This window comes from Pseudoroseicyclus sp. H15, from assembly GCF_054353345.1.
On record NZ_JBTHJE010000002.1, the window covers coordinates 704,998 to 720,847 of the forward strand.

The following is a 15,850-nucleotide window of genomic DNA, read 5'->3' on the forward strand; positions in this document are numbered from 1 at the left end:
CGAGATCGCGGCGGGCTGACAGGTCAGCAGATTCGCGAAGGTCTGGGCGCCCACGCCGTTCATCCACTCGAAGGTGGCCGCTCGAAGCAGGTCGCGGAAATCGGCTGGCGTCTGAGGGCCTGCATTTACAGCGCCCCGGCCGCGCCGGAGCATCGATATCGAACGGCGATTTACAGAACCGACCGCCTCTGGTAACGTTCCCAAATCTGGGAGGATATGCCGCCGTTCGCGGGGGCGAAGCTTTATGACAAGCGGTCGCACCAAACAGCCTACGATCATCGATATCGCCCGCGCAGCGGGCGTGTCGAAGAGCACCGTGGCGCGTGCGCTTTCGGGCTCACCGGACATTGGCACCAAGTCGCGTGAGCGCGTGACCGAGGCTGCGCGGCGCCTGGGCTATGAGCGCAATCACCTCGCACAGTCGTTGCGGTCAGGCCGCACGGGCATGCTGGGCCTCGTGATTCCCGACATCGCCAACCCCTTCTGGGCCGAGGTGGCGCGGGGCGCCCAAGACGCGGCGTCGGCGAATGGCGCGTCGCTTCTCATCTTCAGCTCCGACTGGGATGCCGGGCGCGAGGCGAGCCATTTGCGCGCCCTCAGACAGGCGCGGGTCGATGGGGCCATCGTCAATCCCGTGGCGGATACGGTGGATGACTTCGGGCGCGCAGGCCTGCCGGTCGTGCTGATCGGCTCGAGCGCCGAGCGCTTTCCCGAGCTCTCCAGCGTCGGTAGTGACATCGCGCAGGGCGTGGCCCTCGGCCTCAGCCACCTCGTTTCGCTGGGCCACCATCGCCCTGCCCTGCTGGCTGGCAAGCCGCATCGCCTGGCGCGCGTGCGCTTCATGCGCGTGGTGCATGATTACTGCGTGGCGCATGATATCGACCCGGCGACGCTGCCGGTTGAAGACGGCGGATATACCGTCGAATCCGGCCACGCCGCCATGCTTCGCCTGCTGCAAAGGGAGACCGCCCCAAGCTGCGTTTTCGCGGCCAACGACCTGATGGCGCTCGGCGCTCTGCTGGCGGTGCGCGAGGCGGGGCTGCGCTGCCCGGACGACATCTCGATCCTCGGCTTCGACGGCATTCCCGCGACTGCCTTCTCGGACCCCGGGCTCACGACCATCGCCAAACCGGCGCGGGCCATCGGAACCGAAGGCATGAAGCTCCTGACGGAGACGATCGACAACAAGCTGGACCACCGCCGCGTGCTGCTCGACTGCACGCTGACCATTCGCGGCTCGCTCAGGCAGGCCGACTCCGCGGCGCCTTCACGGGCCGTGGCGGGAGGAAGACAACACCCATGAGCCTTGACGAAAAACATCTCGCGTCGAACTTGTCCGATTTTGGGAACGTTCCCGAAGAGGGTGCCCCTCTGTCGCGACGGGCCGCTTTTGGCATCAAGGTTCGCACCTGGTGGCCCTATTACGCCATGATGGCGCCGGGCATCGTGTACTTCCTGATCTTCCACTATTTCCCGATCTATCAGGCCAAGCTCGCCTTCGAGGATTTCCGCATCTTCGGCGACAACCTCTGGGTCGGCCTGAAGCACTTCGAGACGCTGGTCGGCGCCCCCGCCTTCTACCAGGTGCTCGCCAATACGCTGATCATCTCGGCCATGAAGATGGTCTGCGTCTTCCCCGTGCCCATCATCGTTGCGCTGCTGATCAACGAGGTGCGCGGCACCAACATGCGCCGCTTCATCCAGTCGGCCATCTACCTGCCGCACTTCCTGTCATGGGTCGTCATCGCCGGTGTCTTCATCGCCGCGCTGTCCCCCTCCACCGGGGTCGTCAACGATATCCGCGAAGCGGTCGGCCTTGCCCCGAAGGCCTTCATGACCGATTCCGGCTCGATCCGCTGGGTGGTCGTCTTCTCCGAGATGTGGCGCACTGCGGGCTGGGACTCCCTGCTCTACTTCGCCGCCATCATGGCCATCGACCCGCAGCTCTACGATGCCGCCGAGATGGACGGTGCGAACCGCTGGCAGAAGATCCGGAACGTCACCCTGCCCGGTATCGCGCCCACGATCGCGACGCTCTTCATCCTGAACGTCGGGCTCTTCATGAATGCCGGGTTCGACCAGATCTTCAACCTGTCGAACGACGCGGTGCGCGACCAGATCGATATCATCGACACCTATGTCTACCGGCTCGGCCTGCAATCGGGGCAGTTCTCGCTCGCCACCGCCGCCGGGCTCTTCAAGGGCGTGATCGGCATGGTGCTGATCGTCGCGGCCCACACCATTTCCAAGCGTCTTACCGGCAAGGGGGTTTGGTGATGAATACAGCCAATCGCACGCCACTCGAACGCATCGAGCAGACGATCATCGTCTCTTCCCTGCTGCTGATGGTGGTCGTCACCGTTCAGCCCATTCTCAACCTGCTGGCCATCTCGCTGTCGGAACCGGCGCAGGTGCCGGGAATGAGCGGGATGGCCGTTGTGCCCTCCGGCTTCTCGCTGGATGTGTGGAGCCTGCTGATCCAGCACCCCGCCGTGCAGCGCGGACTGTTTAACTCGCTGCTGATCACCGTGTCGGGCACGCTGCTCAACGTCACCTTCACCGCGCTGATGGCCTGGGCCCTGTCGCGCCCGCGGCTGCCGGGGCGGCGCATCCTGTTCGTCTTCGTGCTCGTGACGATCATCTTCGAGCCCGGGCTTATCCCCGATTACTTCGTGGTGCGCGAGCTCGGCCTCTTGAACACCTACTGGTCGGTCATCCTCTACAAGATGGTCAACGCCTGGTACCTGATCATCCTGATCCGCTTTTTCGAGGAAGTGCCCGGCGAATTGCTGGAGGCGGCAGAGCTAGACGGCGCCAATGCCTTCCAGACGCTGTGGAAGGTGGTTCTGCCTCTGACCAAGCCAGCCATTGCAACCATCACCCTGTTCTATCTCGTCTACCACTGGAACGAATTCCTGCGGCCGATGATCTACCTGACGGATTCAGACATGCATCCGCTGCAGGTGGTGCTGCGCCAATTCGTGGTGGAAGGCGACAAATCCGCGATGGTCGGCGTGGCCGCGATGACGAATTACGAAGGCGCAGGCCAGCTTTCGACCCGGTCGCTGAACGCCGGCATGATCATGTTCACCATGCTGCCGATCCTGGCCGTCTACCCACTCATTCTGAGATTCTTCACGAAGGGCACCATGAGCGGCGCCCTGAAGGGATGATCTGACTGAGCCAACTTGCATTGAGGAGGAGAAACCGATGCTTAGAAGAACCCTTTTGACACAGGCGGCCACCTTGGCTGTCGCAGCGGGATTGGGCGGCGCAGCCTTCGCCCAGGACGTTCCGACCGTGACCATTCTCACGCAGGAAAACCCGCAGGATGCCGAGCATTTCGCCCGCATCGAAGAGGCGATGACCGAAGCGGGCACGCCGGTCGATATCGAGCTGATCGCCCTGCCCTCTTCGGGCTATTCCGACGCGATGAGCCTGCGCCTTCTGTCGGGCGAGATTCCCGACATCATCTACTTCCAGGGCGGCGATGCGGAATTCGCCTCGCAGGGCGTGCTGGAGGATCTGGGCCCCTGGATCGACCAGTCGAGCTATCTGAAAGACGCGCTCTGGCCGCACAATGTCGACCGGCTGGCGAACTACCCCTACCTTCTCTACGTCTTCCCAGCGCGCACCAAATCGCCGGTGATGCGCTCGGATTGGCTTGAGCAGCTCGGCTCTGCCGCGCCGACCAATCTCGACGAGTGGACGCAGCTGCTGCGCGACATCAGCACCTCCGATCTCGACGGGGATGGCAGCGACGACACCTATGGCATCATCGCCCCCGGCAATACCGCGGAGCTCGACGCCATCTTCAACCAGGCCTTCGGCGTCAGCGCCACCTGGCTGAAGGACGAAAACGGCGAGTGGATCAATGCGCGCGTTTCGGATGCCGAGCGCGACAAGCTCGCCTATTACCAGATGCTCTATGCGGAAGGCCTGCTCGACCCGGAATACGTCACCTCCAACTGGGAAGTGAAGGAAGACAACTTCTATTCCGGCGAAGTCGGCGTGGTGATGGGCACGGCCGGTCAGGTCGTCGATATCTACCGCACCAAGATGCAGGAAGTGAATCCCGGCTCTGACCTGGTGCTGCTCGATCCCCCGGCGGGGCTTGAGGCCACGAATGTTGCCAAGGAAGATCGCGGCTTCGCCATTCACGCGATGAGCGAGAACAAGGAGGCGGCCTTTGACGTGCTCGACTTCCTCGCCAGCCCCGAAGGCCAGCTGATCGACCGGATGGGCTTTGAAGGCCAGCACTACACGAGAGACGGCGACAGCTACGAGATCCTGCCGGAAATGGGCACCTGGTATCCGCGCTTCTGGACGGTGAACCCCGATTACTGGCAGCCGCCGGTGCCGCTTCTCTCCGATGTCGCGCAAGGCTCGCTTGAGCAGGGCGCCGAATACTTCACGCCCGACAATGCCTTTGTCTGGCCGAGTGAACTCGCCGCGCAGGTCGACGCGGCCGAGCAATACTACCGCACATCCGTGTTCCGTTTCGTCTCTGGCGAATGGTCGATGGATGAGTGGGACCAATACGTCGATGGCTGGTACGCCGCCGGCGGCCAGGCCATGACCGACCACGCGAGGACCGTTCTTCCATGACCACTAAGCAAAACGCGGGCCCCGGCTTTGAAAGCCGGGTCCGCGGGTTGCTCCATGGCGTCGCTTTAGGCGACGCCATCGGAGCCCCCGTCGAAAAGCTCACCCCGGCCGAGATCAAGGAGATGTACGGGCGCGTCACCTCGCTCGACAACGCCTGGCACCGCACCAGCCGAGACCCGGCGGCGGGCAACGGCCGCGTGCGCGGCAACGGGATCGTCACCGACGACACGCTGATGACGCTGTCGCTCATGGCCGTCTATAACGACGTTCAGCGCCATCTCGACGCATGGGACATGGCCGATGGCATGGTGCGCCAGATCGCCTGGGTGAAGCGCTACGTGCCTGAGCTGCAACGTGAATGCCCGCTGCTGGAGCGGCTGTTCTACCCCGAGAAATGGATCTTCCAGCGCCACCAGCTTTCCTCCTGCGACCCCCGCCAGGGCGGCATCGGCAACATGGTGAACTGCGGCGCCGCCATGTACATCGCCCCCTTGGGCGTGGTGAACGCCTGCGACCCCCGCGCCGCCTATGACGAGGCCATCGCCTTCGCCTCCGGCCATCAGCAGAGCTACGGGCTGGAGGCGGCCGGCGTGCTGGCCGGCGCAGTCGCCGCGGCCTTCGTGCCCGGCACAACCATCGACGAGATCGTCGCCACGGCCCATGGCCTTGCGAAGGACGGCACCCGCGATGCCATCGGCGAGATTGCCGACGTTGCCCAGCGCCTGCGCGCCAAGGGCGCCGAGCAGGACGAGGTCGTCGCGACCTTCCATGACAAGATCGCCGCCTTCTCTCCCCTCGGGGATGACCTCGATCACACCGCCGCCAAGGTCGGCCGGGCGACGCCCAATTACCAGCCGTCGCGCCTTCTCTCCATCGAGGAGCTGCCGCTGGCGCTCGGCTTCGCCATCGTGGCAGGCGGCGACTTCCGCCGCGCCATCGAAGACGGCATCAACTCGGGCCGCGACACGGATTCCATCGGCGTGATGGCCGGCGCCATTCTTGGCGCGATGCATGGCGAGGCCGTCATCGACCGCGCCGAGGCCGATCAGATCGACGAGATAAACCGCCTCGATCTGGGCGCTGAATCCGCCCGTTTCGCGCAAACCGCCCGCGCCATTCAGGCAGCCGACCAGACCCGTTTCGAGCGTCTCGCAAGCCAGCGTGGCCAGCTCATGGCTGCCGCCACCTAACCTCTCTTACAGACCGGATTCTCTCATGCTCTCTTCCTCCGACATCCTCTTCCGCATCTACTCGGGCTTCCTCGGCAAGGCCATCGGCGTGCGCCTTGGCGCCCCGGTGGAGCCCACCATCTGGAGCTATGAGCGGATCCGCGACACCTATGGCGAGATCACGCAATACGTGCGCGATTTCAAGAACTTCGCCGCCGATGACGATACCAACGGGCCGGTCTACTTCATCCGCGCCATGCGCGACTACCAGCTGCAGCCCGACCCGCAGGAGGTCGCCAAGACCTGGCTGAACTACGCGGCCGAGGGGCATGGCATGTACTGGTGGGGCGGCTATGGCCGCTCGACCGAGCACACCGCCTATCTCAACCTCCGCGCCGGGATCGAGGCGCCGCGCTCCGGCTCCATCGCGCAGAACGGCGCCGCGATCGCCGAGCAGATCGGCGGGCAGATCTTCATCGACAGCTGGGGCTGGGTGAACCCCGGCAACCCGGCGCGCGCCGCCGAAATGTCGGCGACCGCTGCCTCCGTGGCCCATGACGGCGAGGGCCTGAACGGCGCCCGCTTCTGCGCCGCCATGATCGCTGCCGCTTTCACCGCCAAATCGGTGGACGAGCTCTTCGAGGTCGGCCTTTCGGTGATCCCGGCCGAGTCCACCTACGCCGCCGTCGTCAACGCCGTGCTCGCGCAGCACAAGAGCGACCCGGCCGACTGGCGCGGCTGCCGTGACCTGCTGGAGCGCGAGTGGGGCTATGACCGCTATCCGGGTGTCTGCCACATCATCCCCAATGCCGGCGTGCTGGCACTGGCCATGATCTACGGGCAAGGCGACCTCTGCCGCACCGTCGAGATCGCCACCATGTGCGGCTGGGATACCGACTGCAACGCCGGCAACGCCGGCGCGATCATCGGCACCTTCGAGGGCGTGGGCCCCAGCTGGGACAAGTATCGCAAACCGATCAACGACATGATCGTCACCTCTGGCGTCACCGGCGCGCTCAACATCGTCGACATCCCCACCTTCGCCCGCGAACTGGCAACGCTGGCCCTGCAGCTCGATGGCCAGGACGTGCCGGACGGCTGGGCCGAGGCCATGACCGACCGGGGCGTCTCCTTCGACTTCGCCCTCCCCGGCTCGACGCATGGCTTCCGCACCTCCGGCACCAACCAGCTCGAACTCCGCTGGGCCGACAAGGAGACCGACGCGGGCCAGGGCGCCCTTGAGATCCTCGTTGATCGCTTCGAGCGTGGCCATTCGGGTCACGTGTTCTGGAAGCCCTTCTATCGCCAGACCGATTTCGACGATCAGCGCTACCGCCCGATGTTCTCGCCCCTCGTGGCGGCAGGGCAAACCGTCTCGTTCGACGTACTCATGGAGCCCTTCGAGGGCGACGGCCACCTGCGCATCGCGCCCTATGTGCGCGCCACCGACAGCGGCGAGATCATCGAGGCCGGCGCCTACCAGACCCCGACGACGGGCGGATGGACCCATATCGAGTTCACCGTCCCCGAGGCGGGCGGCGACGCCGTGGACGAGATTGGCATCGATATCGAGTATTTCGGGCGGCTGAAGTTCCTCGGCAAGCTCTACCTCGCCAACTTCAAGGTGAGCGGGCACGGCACCACCCGTATCTACGCCGCGCAGGCGACCGAGGAGTGGGAGGCCATCAGCCGCTTCACCTGGAACCGCGGCTACTGGAAGAAGGAAGGCGACCTGATCACCTGCCTGACAGACACCGACGCCGATCTCTGGACAGGCCATCTCTACACGAAAGACGCCACCGTCACCGCTCAGCTCACGCCGCTCTCAGGAGCCTCGCATCTCGTGAGCGTCCGTGCGCAGGGCACCTCGCGCTTCTACGCGGCAGGGTTCGAGGACGGCAAGTTGCGCATCCTCCGTGAAGATTTCGGCACGACGGTCCTCGCCGAGACGGATTATCCGGTGGAGATCGGGCGCGAATACGAGCTCTCCGTCACAATCAAGGGCGACGAGATCAGCGTCACTGTCGATGGCACCCCCGCCCTCACCGCCCGCGATGACCGCATTGCCTACGGGCAGGCCGGTCTGCGCCTCGGTGGGCCGGGGCGGTTTGCCGTCTCCTCGTTCGAGATCGTCGAGCAATAGCCAGAAGGACGAAAGCCCCATGTCCCGCATCACGCTCAACAACGTCACCAAGCGCTACGGCCAGGTTCCCGTGCTCAAGAACATCTCGATCGAGATCGAGGAAGGCGAGTTCGTCGTTCTCATCGGGCCTTCCGGCTGCGGGAAATCCACGCTGCTGCGCATGATCGCGGGGCTGGAGGATATCTCCTCCGGCACGGTCGAGATCGGCGGCAAGGTCGTCAACACCATGCCGGCTAAGCAGCGCGACCTCGCCATGGTCTTCCAGTCCTACGCGCTCTACCCGCATATGAAGGTCGCCGATAACATGAGCTTCGCGCTCAAGCTCGCCGGCGAGCCGAAGGCCGAGATCCAGGCCCGCGTGCAGGAAGCGGCCGATATCCTCGGGCTGGAGGCGCTGCTGGACAGGCTGCCGCGCGAGCTCTCTGGCGGGCAGCGCCAGCGGGTGGCCATGGGCCGCGCCATCGTGCGCAACCCCACCGCCTTCCTGTTCGACGAGCCGCTGTCGAACCTCGACGCGAAGCTGCGGGTGAAGATGCGCTCGGAGATCAAGAAGCTCCACCAGCGCCTCGGCAAGACGATGATCTACGTCACCCACGACCAGACCGAGGCGATGACGCTCGCCGACCGGATCGTCGTGCTCAACGACGGCGACATCGCCCAGCTCGGCACCCCGCAGGAGGTGTACCAGAACCCGGCCAACACCTTCGTCGCCGGTTTCATCGGCTCGCCTGAGATCAACCTCTTCGACGCGAGGGCCCTCGGCCCCGACGCGCGGGAAGTCGAGCTCGCGACAGGCGCCACCCGCATGCCCCTCGCAGCGCCCTGCGACGTAAAGGCCGGCACCGAGGTTCTCTACGGCATTCGCCCGCAGCACATGGCGCTGGCAGAGACGGGCCAGGAAGCAGAGGTGGTGCTGGTCGAGCCGAACGGCGACAGCCAGGACCTCGTGGTGAAGATCGGCGAGACGGAATTCTCCGTCGTCTTGCACAACGAGGCCATCCTCTCCCCCGGCGACCGGATTACGCTGGGCATCGACGCTGAGCGTGCCCTGCTCTTCGACCCCGCCTCGGGCAAGAGGCTGGTCTGATGGCGCGGGCCTTCGATTCCAATGCCGAGGGGCCGCTCAAGGGCGTGCGTGTGCTCGATCTGTCGCGGCTGGTGGCGGGCAACATGACCTCGCTGCAGCTCGGCGATTTCGGCGCCGATGTCATCAAGATCGAACCGCCCGCCGGCGACCCCCTGCGCGCATGGAAGGACGGCGGCGCCTCGTTTTTCTGGAAGGTCTACGGTCGCAACAAGCGCTCCATCGCGCTCGATCTGCGCCGCCCGCCTGCCATGGAGGCGCTCTGGAGCCTGATCGACAGCGCCGACGTGCTGATCGAGAACTTCCGCCCCGGCACGCTGGAAAAGATGGGGCTGGCGCCAGAGGCCCTGCTCGCGCGCAACCCCGGCCTCATCGTGCTGCGCGTCTCGGGCTACGGGCAGACCGGCCCCTATGCGCACTTGCCCGGCTTCGGCACCATCGTCGAGGCGATGAGCGGCTATGCCCACCGCACCGGCTTCCCCGACCGCGAGCCGATCCTGCCGCCTTTGGCGCTGGCCGACATGATCGCCGGCATCTACGGCGCCTCCGCCGTCAGCACGGCGCTCCTTGCCCGCGAGAAAGGCAAGGCGAAGGGCCAGGTGATCGACCTGTCGCTGCTTGAGCCGATCTTCTCCGTCCTCGGCCCGGAGGCGGCGATCTTCGCCAAGACCGGCATCGTGAAAGAGCGTGTCGGCTCGGCCTCGAACACCTCCTGCCCGCGCAATGTGTATGTCTGCGCCGACGGCACGTACCTCGCCCTCTCCGGCTCCACCCAGGCGGTGGCGGAGCGGATCTTCACCATCATCGGCCGCGCCGACATGATCGATGACCCGCGCTTCCGCACGAACTCCGACCGTATCCAGCACCGCGACCTCGTCGACGCCGCCATCGGCGGCTGGTTCGCCGCCCGCCAGAGCGACGAGGCCCTCGCCATTATGCGCGAGGCCGGCGCCACGGTCGGGCCGATCTACTCGATCGAAGGCGCCTTCAACGATCCGCATTTCCGCGAGCGCGAGGTGTTCCTCGACGTCGAGGACGCCGAGTACGGCACCCTGCCGATGCACAACATCGTGCCCCGCCTCAGCGAAACGCCCGGCGGCTTCTTCCGGCCCGCCCCGGCGCTGGGAGAGGATGGCGAGGCCATCCTCTCCGAGATCGGCCTCACCCCCGATGCCATCGCCGCCGCACTGGGGAAGGAGGCATGAGGCTGCGCTCGCTTCTCTATGTCCCCGCCGACAACGAGCGCTTCATTGCGAAGGCGCACGAGCGCGGCGCCGATGCGATCATCCTCGACCTTGAAGATTCCGTCCGCCCCGAGCGGCGCGATGGGGCGCGGCAGTCTCTGCCGGCCTCGGTGCAATCCGTCCGCCAGAGCGGCGCCAAGGCCTTCGTGCGTATCAACGCCGATGCGCTCGCCCTCGATACGGCCGCCGCGCAAGCCGCCGGGGCCGATGCGCTCTACGTCTCCAAGGCGAGCCTCGACAGCCTCAACGTGATCTCCGCCCTCGCCCCCGGCCTGCCGCTCTTCGCCTTGATCGAAGACCCGGCGGCCCTTCTGGAGGTCGGGGCTATAGCCGCCCATCGCGCCGTCATCGGCCTGTCAGCGGGCGGAGAAGACCTCGCCACGTCCCTCGGCGCCCTGCCCGACCCCGAAGTCCTGCGCACGCCCAAGCTGCTGATCCACTACGCCGCCAAGGCGCATGGCAAGATCTCTCTCGGCCTGTTCCGCACCATCGCCGATTACAGCGATCTTCCCGCCATCGAAGACGCCGCGCAGGAAGCGCGCCGCCACGGGTTCGACGGCGCCACCTGCGTGCACCCTTCGGCGGCGCCGGTACTCAACGCCGCCTTCGCACCAAGCGCCGAAGAGATCGACTGGGCCCGCCGCATCCTTGCCGCCGCAGAGGCCCACGAGACCGGCGCCTTCAGCCTAGATGGCCGCATGGTCGACGCCCCTATCATCGCCCGCGCGCGGAGAGTTCTGTCGAAGCTTTAACCCCCCAAAAACGCGGAGGAGGCGTTTTTAACATGCATTATCTTCTGAGGACCGCCCTGGTCCCTGCCCTGGCCAGCACGCTGGCCCTACCGGCCTTTGCCGGCGACGTGACGGTCGAATCCATGGCGTCCCCCGCCCTCGCGGCGGACGACAATGCCGAGACCAGTGATCTGAGCTACGCGCTCTATCTGCCGGATGGCTTCGACGCCGATGCCGGCACGCTCTATCCGGTCCTCTACCTGCTGCACGGCAGCGGCGGCGAGGCGGATGCCTGGGAGGATTTCTGGCCCATCCTGGACACGATGATCGCTGAAGGCACCATTCCCCCCGTCATCGCCGTCGCCCCGGTCACCGGCAATTCCTATTGGGTCGATTCCGCCGCCTTCGGGGCCGCTGAAACCGCGGTGATCGAAGACCTGATCCCCCATATCGACGAGACCCTGCCGGCCATTTCCAGCCGCGACGGCCGCGCGCTCGTCGGCTTTTCGATGGGCGGCTTCGGCGCAGCCCGATACGGCCTCGCCTACCCCGATCTCTTCGCCGCCGCGACGCTTCTCAGCCCCGCGCTCCAATCCGGCCAGCCGCCCGCGACCGCCGGCGCCATCGAGCGGGGCTCCTTCGGCGAGCCCTACGATCCGGCCCGCTGGGACGCGCTGAACTACCCGGCGCTCATCGAGAGTTACGCTGCGCAGGGCAACCGCGTGCCCTTCTTCATCGTGGCGGGCGACGATGACTGGAACCACCTGTCGGAGAAGGAAGACCTCCCCGCGGACGCCACGAAGTACAACATGGAGGTGCAGGCCGTCGCCTTCTACACCGCGCTCCACCGCGAGAACATCTACGGGGCGGAGTTCGAGAAATGGGAAGACGTCCCCGCCAGCCCCGCCGAGCTGCGCATCCTCAACGGCGGCCACGGCATGGCCGTGTGGGAGCCTGGCTTCATCGAAGGCGTGAGCTACATGTTCGCGAACGGGCTCTCGGCCCCGACGGAGCAATAGAGCGCTGACCCCAGGACCGGCTGTCGTCCCAGGCCCCGCGCTCGGATGTCAGCCGGTTCATCCTGCGTGTGCAGGGCAGCATCGGTAATGGTTGGGCGAAGGCCCTGAGTTGAACGCATGACGCAGTGACTGCCGCAAGGCTGCAATCGATAGCTCTGATACCCTAAGGCGGGAGTGCCGCGTCACCGCTGACGCGCCACTCCCATCCGGCATCTAAGCCCTGAGGGCGCAGCTCTAGCTGCGCCCTCGCCCCGCGCGCGCGGTGGCTTCGGAAAGCCACATGCCAGCGGCGATGGCGGCGCCCTGAATGATCATCTGCCAGGAGGTCGCGAGGCCCAGCATCTTCGAAGCCTGATCAAGCAGGATCAGGAAGATCGCCGCCCCGGTCACCGCCAGCATGCTGCCGACCCCGCCAGACATTGCCGTTCCCCCCAGCACCGCCGCCGCGATGGGGGCGAGGAGGTAGGCGTTTCCGACCTCCAGCGTCGGGTTGCGGATGAAGCCTGAGAGCAGGATCGCCATCAGCCCGTAGAGCAGCCCGGCCAGGGCGAAGGCGCCCGCCTGGTAGCGGATGATCTCGATCCCGGTCGCATGGGCTGCCTCCGGGTTGGCGCCCACCGCCTCGAACCGGCGGCCAAGCACGGTCTTGCGCAGCAGGATGATCAGCAGGACCATGACGACGAGCGCCACGACGGCCGACAGCGGGATGCCGGCCCAGAGCCGCATGCTGGCCCAGGCTGCCAGCTTGTCCGGCACCCGCGCCTCGGCGGCGAAGCCCTGCCGGTAAAGCAGCGTGAGGCCGGTGATGATGGAGCCGCTCGCGAGCGTGACGATCAGCGCGTTGAGCCGCATCACCGCCACGAGCAACCCGTTGATGAGCCCGAGGAGGGTCGACACCCCCAGGGCAGCGGCAATGGCGAGCCACATCCGATCGTCGCTGCCGCTGGAGACGCCGAGCACGACGGCCGAGGACATGGCGACGATGCCGGGCACCGACAGGTCAATGCCGCGCGCCATCAGCACGATCGCCTGCCCCATCGCCGCGATAGCGAGGAAGGCGATGAAGGGCATGATGAGGCGGAACGTCATCGGCGACACGGCCCGCGGAACGAAGACGAGGCAGAGGGCGACGAGCACGGCCAGCGCGATCCAGATGGCGAAGAAGCGCATCAGGCCCTTCACGCCCTTGCGGCTGTAGCGGGGCGGCCGCGCGGCCGTGGAGGCGAGGTTGCTGGTCATGTCCATTCCCGATCCTGCGGTCATAGCGTCATTCCGCCGGCGTGGCCGCGGCCCGCCGCACCGATCTTGAGTTGCGCATCCGGCGCAGGTGGCGGTCGATCTCGCGCAGGCCGGAGTAGAGGAAGATGGCCAGGAGGGTCAGCGTGCCGCTGGCAATCACCCCCACGGCGGAGGACAGGCCGAGGATCGACAGCACGTTGATCATCAGCGTGAAGAACAGCGCCCCCGCCAGCGCGCCGAGGAACGAGCCGCGCCCGCCCGTGAGCGCCGCCCCGCCAAGCACGGCGGCGGCGATGGAGGTGAGCGCGTAGTTGGCACCGATGGTCGGGTGGCCGACTCCCACTTCGGAGCCGAGGAACAGCCCCGCCAGCGCCGCGAGCGTGCCAGCGATGACATAGGCGCGGATCTGCACGCCATTGACGTTCACGCCATTGCGCCGCGCCGCCTCCTCGCGGAAGCCCACGGCCTTGACCTCCAGCCCCGCGCGGGTGCGGTTCAGCCACCAATCTCCGGCGAGTGCGAGGGCGAGGACGAACACGGTCGAGATGGGCAGCCAGCCGATCCGCGTGCGGAGCACTTCGGCGAAGCCGCCGTCGATAAGGCCGGCGGGCGTGGGCCGCAGGACGAGGGCGATACCGCCCAGAACCGAGAGCATGGCGATGGTGGTGATTACGGCGTTGACGCCCGCAAGCCGGATGAGCGAGCCGTTGATCAGGCCAACGACAGCGCCGAGCGCGAGACAGGCGAGCGCACCGAGAAGGATCATCACCGGCCCTCCTCCGGCGATGAGGAAGGAGGCGGCAACGACGGTCAGGCTCATCATCGAGCCGACTGAGACATCGAGGCCTCGCACCAACAGCACGACGAGCTGCGCAAGCGCCACGATGGCGGCGGGCGCGACGGCGAGAAGCAGGTGCCGCAGGTTGATCGCGGTGAGGAAAACCTCCGATTGCGAGGTTGACCAGGCGCCGACGAGCAGCGTCAGCGCGGCGAGAAAGGCGACGGGCACCCAGGGCTGTGAGGTGCCGCCCGCGATGCGCGAGAACAGGCCGGGGCGCGGCCCTTCGACCTTCGCCTTGCCGTGGCGCGAGGTGAGGAACGAGCCGACGATGCGCTCCTCCGTCACCTCGTCGCCCGTGAGCTCGGCCACGACCTGCCCGCGCGAGAACACCAGCACCCGGTCGCAGATGCCCGCCAGCTCCTGCGCGTCGGAGCAATTGACGATGCAGGCGCCGCCCTCAGCGAGGTTCTCGCGGACAGCCTTGTAGATCTCGTAGCGGGCGCCGGCATCGACCCCCTGCGTCGGCTCGTCGATGAGGAACACCCGGGCGCCGGAGCGGAAGGCCCTCGCCAGCACCGCCTTTTGCTGGTTACCGCCCGAAAGGCCGATCACCGGCACGTCGAGGCTCGCCGCCGCCACGCCGAAATCGTCCTTCATCAGGGCACCGTCGGCCCGCTCGCGCGCACCGGAGAGGAGCCCGCGCGACATGAACGAGCCGAGGCGCGTCAGCACCATGTTCTTCTGCACCGAAAGGTCGGGGAAGATCGCCTCGCCGGGTCGGTCGGCGGAGAGAAAGGCGATGCCCCCCGCCAGCGCCGCGCGGGGCGAGCTGACGTCGACGGGCCGGCCCATGACGGCGACATGGCCCTGCGCCTCGTCCAGCCCGACGATGCCGCGCAGCGCCTCGCGCTGACCGTTGCCCTCGGCCCCCGCGAAGCCGAGGATTTCGCCCTCGCGCGCCTGAAGCGTCAGCCCATGGAACTCGTTGCCCGACAGGCCCGAGACCGAAAGCACGACGCGGTCGCTCACCGTGGCGAGTTTCGGGGGAAATTCGCTTTCCACGTCGCGGCCGATCATGCGGGCGACGAGGTCGTTCTCGGAAATCTCGGGCGTCACGTCGAAGGTGCCCTGGTGCACGCCGTCGCGCAGGATGGTTACGCGGTCCGCCAGCTCGAGGATCTCGGGCAGACGATGGCTGACGTAGAGCACGCCCGTCCCCTGCAACGTCAGCTCGCGGACGATGCCCATGAGCTGGCGCACCCCGTCGATGTCGAGCGTCGAGGTCGGCTCGTCGAGCAGAAGCACGCGCGGCTGGGCTATCAGCGCCTTCACGATCTCTACGAATTGCCGGTGCGCCGGGGTGAGATCGGCCACGCGAGCGCGGGCGGAGATGCCAAGGTCGAAGGGGGCGAGCCGCTTTTCGGCCCAGCTGACCATCTGGCCATAGGGCACGCTGCCCGGAGGGGCGCCCATGAAGAGGTTCTGCGCGACGGTCAGCTCACGCACGAGGCTGTCGTCCTGATAGACGGAGCTAAGGCCCAGATCGCGCGCAAGTCCGGGGTCGGCCTGCGTCAGCGCCTTGCCGGCGATGGTGACGCTGCCGGAATCGGGCGTCACGGCGCCAGAGGCGATCTTCATCAGCGTCGACTTGCCCGAGCCGTTCTCGCCCAGGATCGCATGCACCTCGCCCGCGCGGGCGTCGAGCGAGACATGATCCAAGGCGCGGACGCCGGGATAGGTTTTCGACACGTTCTCGATCTGGAGGACGAGTTCCGTCATGGCCGGGCCCCGGAATGCTGGTCGTTGCAGAAAGCTGGCAGGGGCCGATGATC

The 15,850-nt window shown here is 66.6% G+C and carries 12 protein-coding genes; 10 read left to right on the plus strand and 2 right to left on the minus strand.

Annotated features, from left to right (window positions below; all coding sequences use genetic code 11):
- Positions 1–244: 244 nt before the first annotated feature.
- From ACXN5S_RS07230 to ACXN5S_RS07275, 10 genes are all read left to right on the plus strand, one after another.
- Positions 245–1,303: a LacI family DNA-binding transcriptional regulator gene (locus tag ACXN5S_RS07230; protein WP_458604731.1), complete on the plus strand. Its 1,059-nt coding sequence runs from the start codon at positions 245–247 to the stop codon at positions 1,301–1,303.
- Positions 1,300–2,277 carry an ABC transporter permease gene (locus ACXN5S_RS07235; RefSeq protein WP_458604732.1) on the plus strand — a complete coding sequence of 326 codons (978 nt, stop codon included), beginning with the start codon at positions 1,300–1,302 and terminating at the stop codon, positions 2,275–2,277. Before ACXN5S_RS07230 ends, ACXN5S_RS07235 begins: the two co-directional genes overlap by 4 nt.
- Complete coding sequence (locus ACXN5S_RS07240) at positions 2,277–3,173, plus strand: carbohydrate ABC transporter permease (protein ID WP_458604733.1); 897 nt, start codon at positions 2,277–2,279, stop codon at positions 3,171–3,173. The genes ACXN5S_RS07235 and ACXN5S_RS07240 overlap by 1 nt, the downstream gene beginning before the upstream one ends.
- 127 nt (positions 3,174–3,300) lie before the next feature.
- The gene (locus tag ACXN5S_RS07245; RefSeq protein WP_458604734.1) at positions 3,301–4,608 is read left to right on the plus strand and encodes an extracellular solute-binding protein; all 1,308 of its coding nucleotides are present in this window, start codon (positions 3,301–3,303) and stop codon (positions 4,606–4,608) included.
- Positions 4,605–5,798 carry an ADP-ribosylglycohydrolase family protein gene (locus tag ACXN5S_RS07250; RefSeq protein WP_458604735.1) on the plus strand — a complete coding sequence of 398 codons (1,194 nt, stop codon included), beginning with the start codon at positions 4,605–4,607 and terminating at the stop codon, positions 5,796–5,798. The genes ACXN5S_RS07245 and ACXN5S_RS07250 overlap by 4 nt, the downstream gene beginning before the upstream one ends.
- Positions 5,799–5,823: 25 nt before the next feature.
- A complete protein-coding gene (locus tag ACXN5S_RS07255; protein ID WP_458604736.1) occupies positions 5,824–7,920 on the plus strand; it encodes an ADP-ribosylglycohydrolase family protein in 2,097 nt (698 codons plus the stop codon).
- Positions 7,921–7,939: 19 nt separating this feature from the next.
- On the plus strand, positions 7,940–9,007 hold the full coding sequence (locus ACXN5S_RS07260; RefSeq protein WP_458604737.1) for an ABC transporter ATP-binding protein: 1,068 nt from the start codon (positions 7,940–7,942) through the stop codon (positions 9,005–9,007).
- Positions 9,007–10,209 (plus strand): CaiB/BaiF CoA transferase family protein, encoded by a 1,203-nt coding sequence (locus tag ACXN5S_RS07265; RefSeq protein ID WP_458604738.1) that lies wholly within the window; start codon positions 9,007–9,009, stop codon positions 10,207–10,209. The genes ACXN5S_RS07260 and ACXN5S_RS07265 overlap by 1 nt, the downstream gene beginning before the upstream one ends.
- The gene (locus ACXN5S_RS07270; protein ID WP_458604739.1) at positions 10,206–11,000 is read left to right on the plus strand and encodes an HpcH/HpaI aldolase/citrate lyase family protein; all 795 of its coding nucleotides are present in this window, start codon (positions 10,206–10,208) and stop codon (positions 10,998–11,000) included. Before ACXN5S_RS07265 ends, ACXN5S_RS07270 begins: the two co-directional genes overlap by 4 nt.
- A 32-nt stretch (positions 11,001–11,032) precedes the next feature.
- On the plus strand, positions 11,033–11,998 hold the full coding sequence (locus ACXN5S_RS07275; protein WP_458604740.1) for an alpha/beta hydrolase: 966 nt from the start codon (positions 11,033–11,035) through the stop codon (positions 11,996–11,998).
- A 234-nt stretch (positions 11,999–12,232) separates the two neighbouring features.
- Here the strand turns inward: ACXN5S_RS07275 and ACXN5S_RS07280 are convergent, their stop codons facing one another.
- Both ACXN5S_RS07280 and ACXN5S_RS07285 read right to left on the minus strand, forming a co-directional pair.
- Entirely contained in the window at positions 12,233–13,243 is a 1,011-nt protein-coding gene (locus tag ACXN5S_RS07280) for an ABC transporter permease (RefSeq protein WP_458604741.1), read from the minus strand.
- A 22-nt stretch (positions 13,244–13,265) separates the two neighbouring features.
- A complete protein-coding gene (locus tag ACXN5S_RS07285) occupies positions 13,266–15,797 on the minus strand; it encodes an ATP-binding cassette domain-containing protein (RefSeq protein WP_458604742.1) in 2,532 nt (843 codons plus the stop codon).
- Positions 15,798–15,850: the final 53 nt, after the last annotated feature.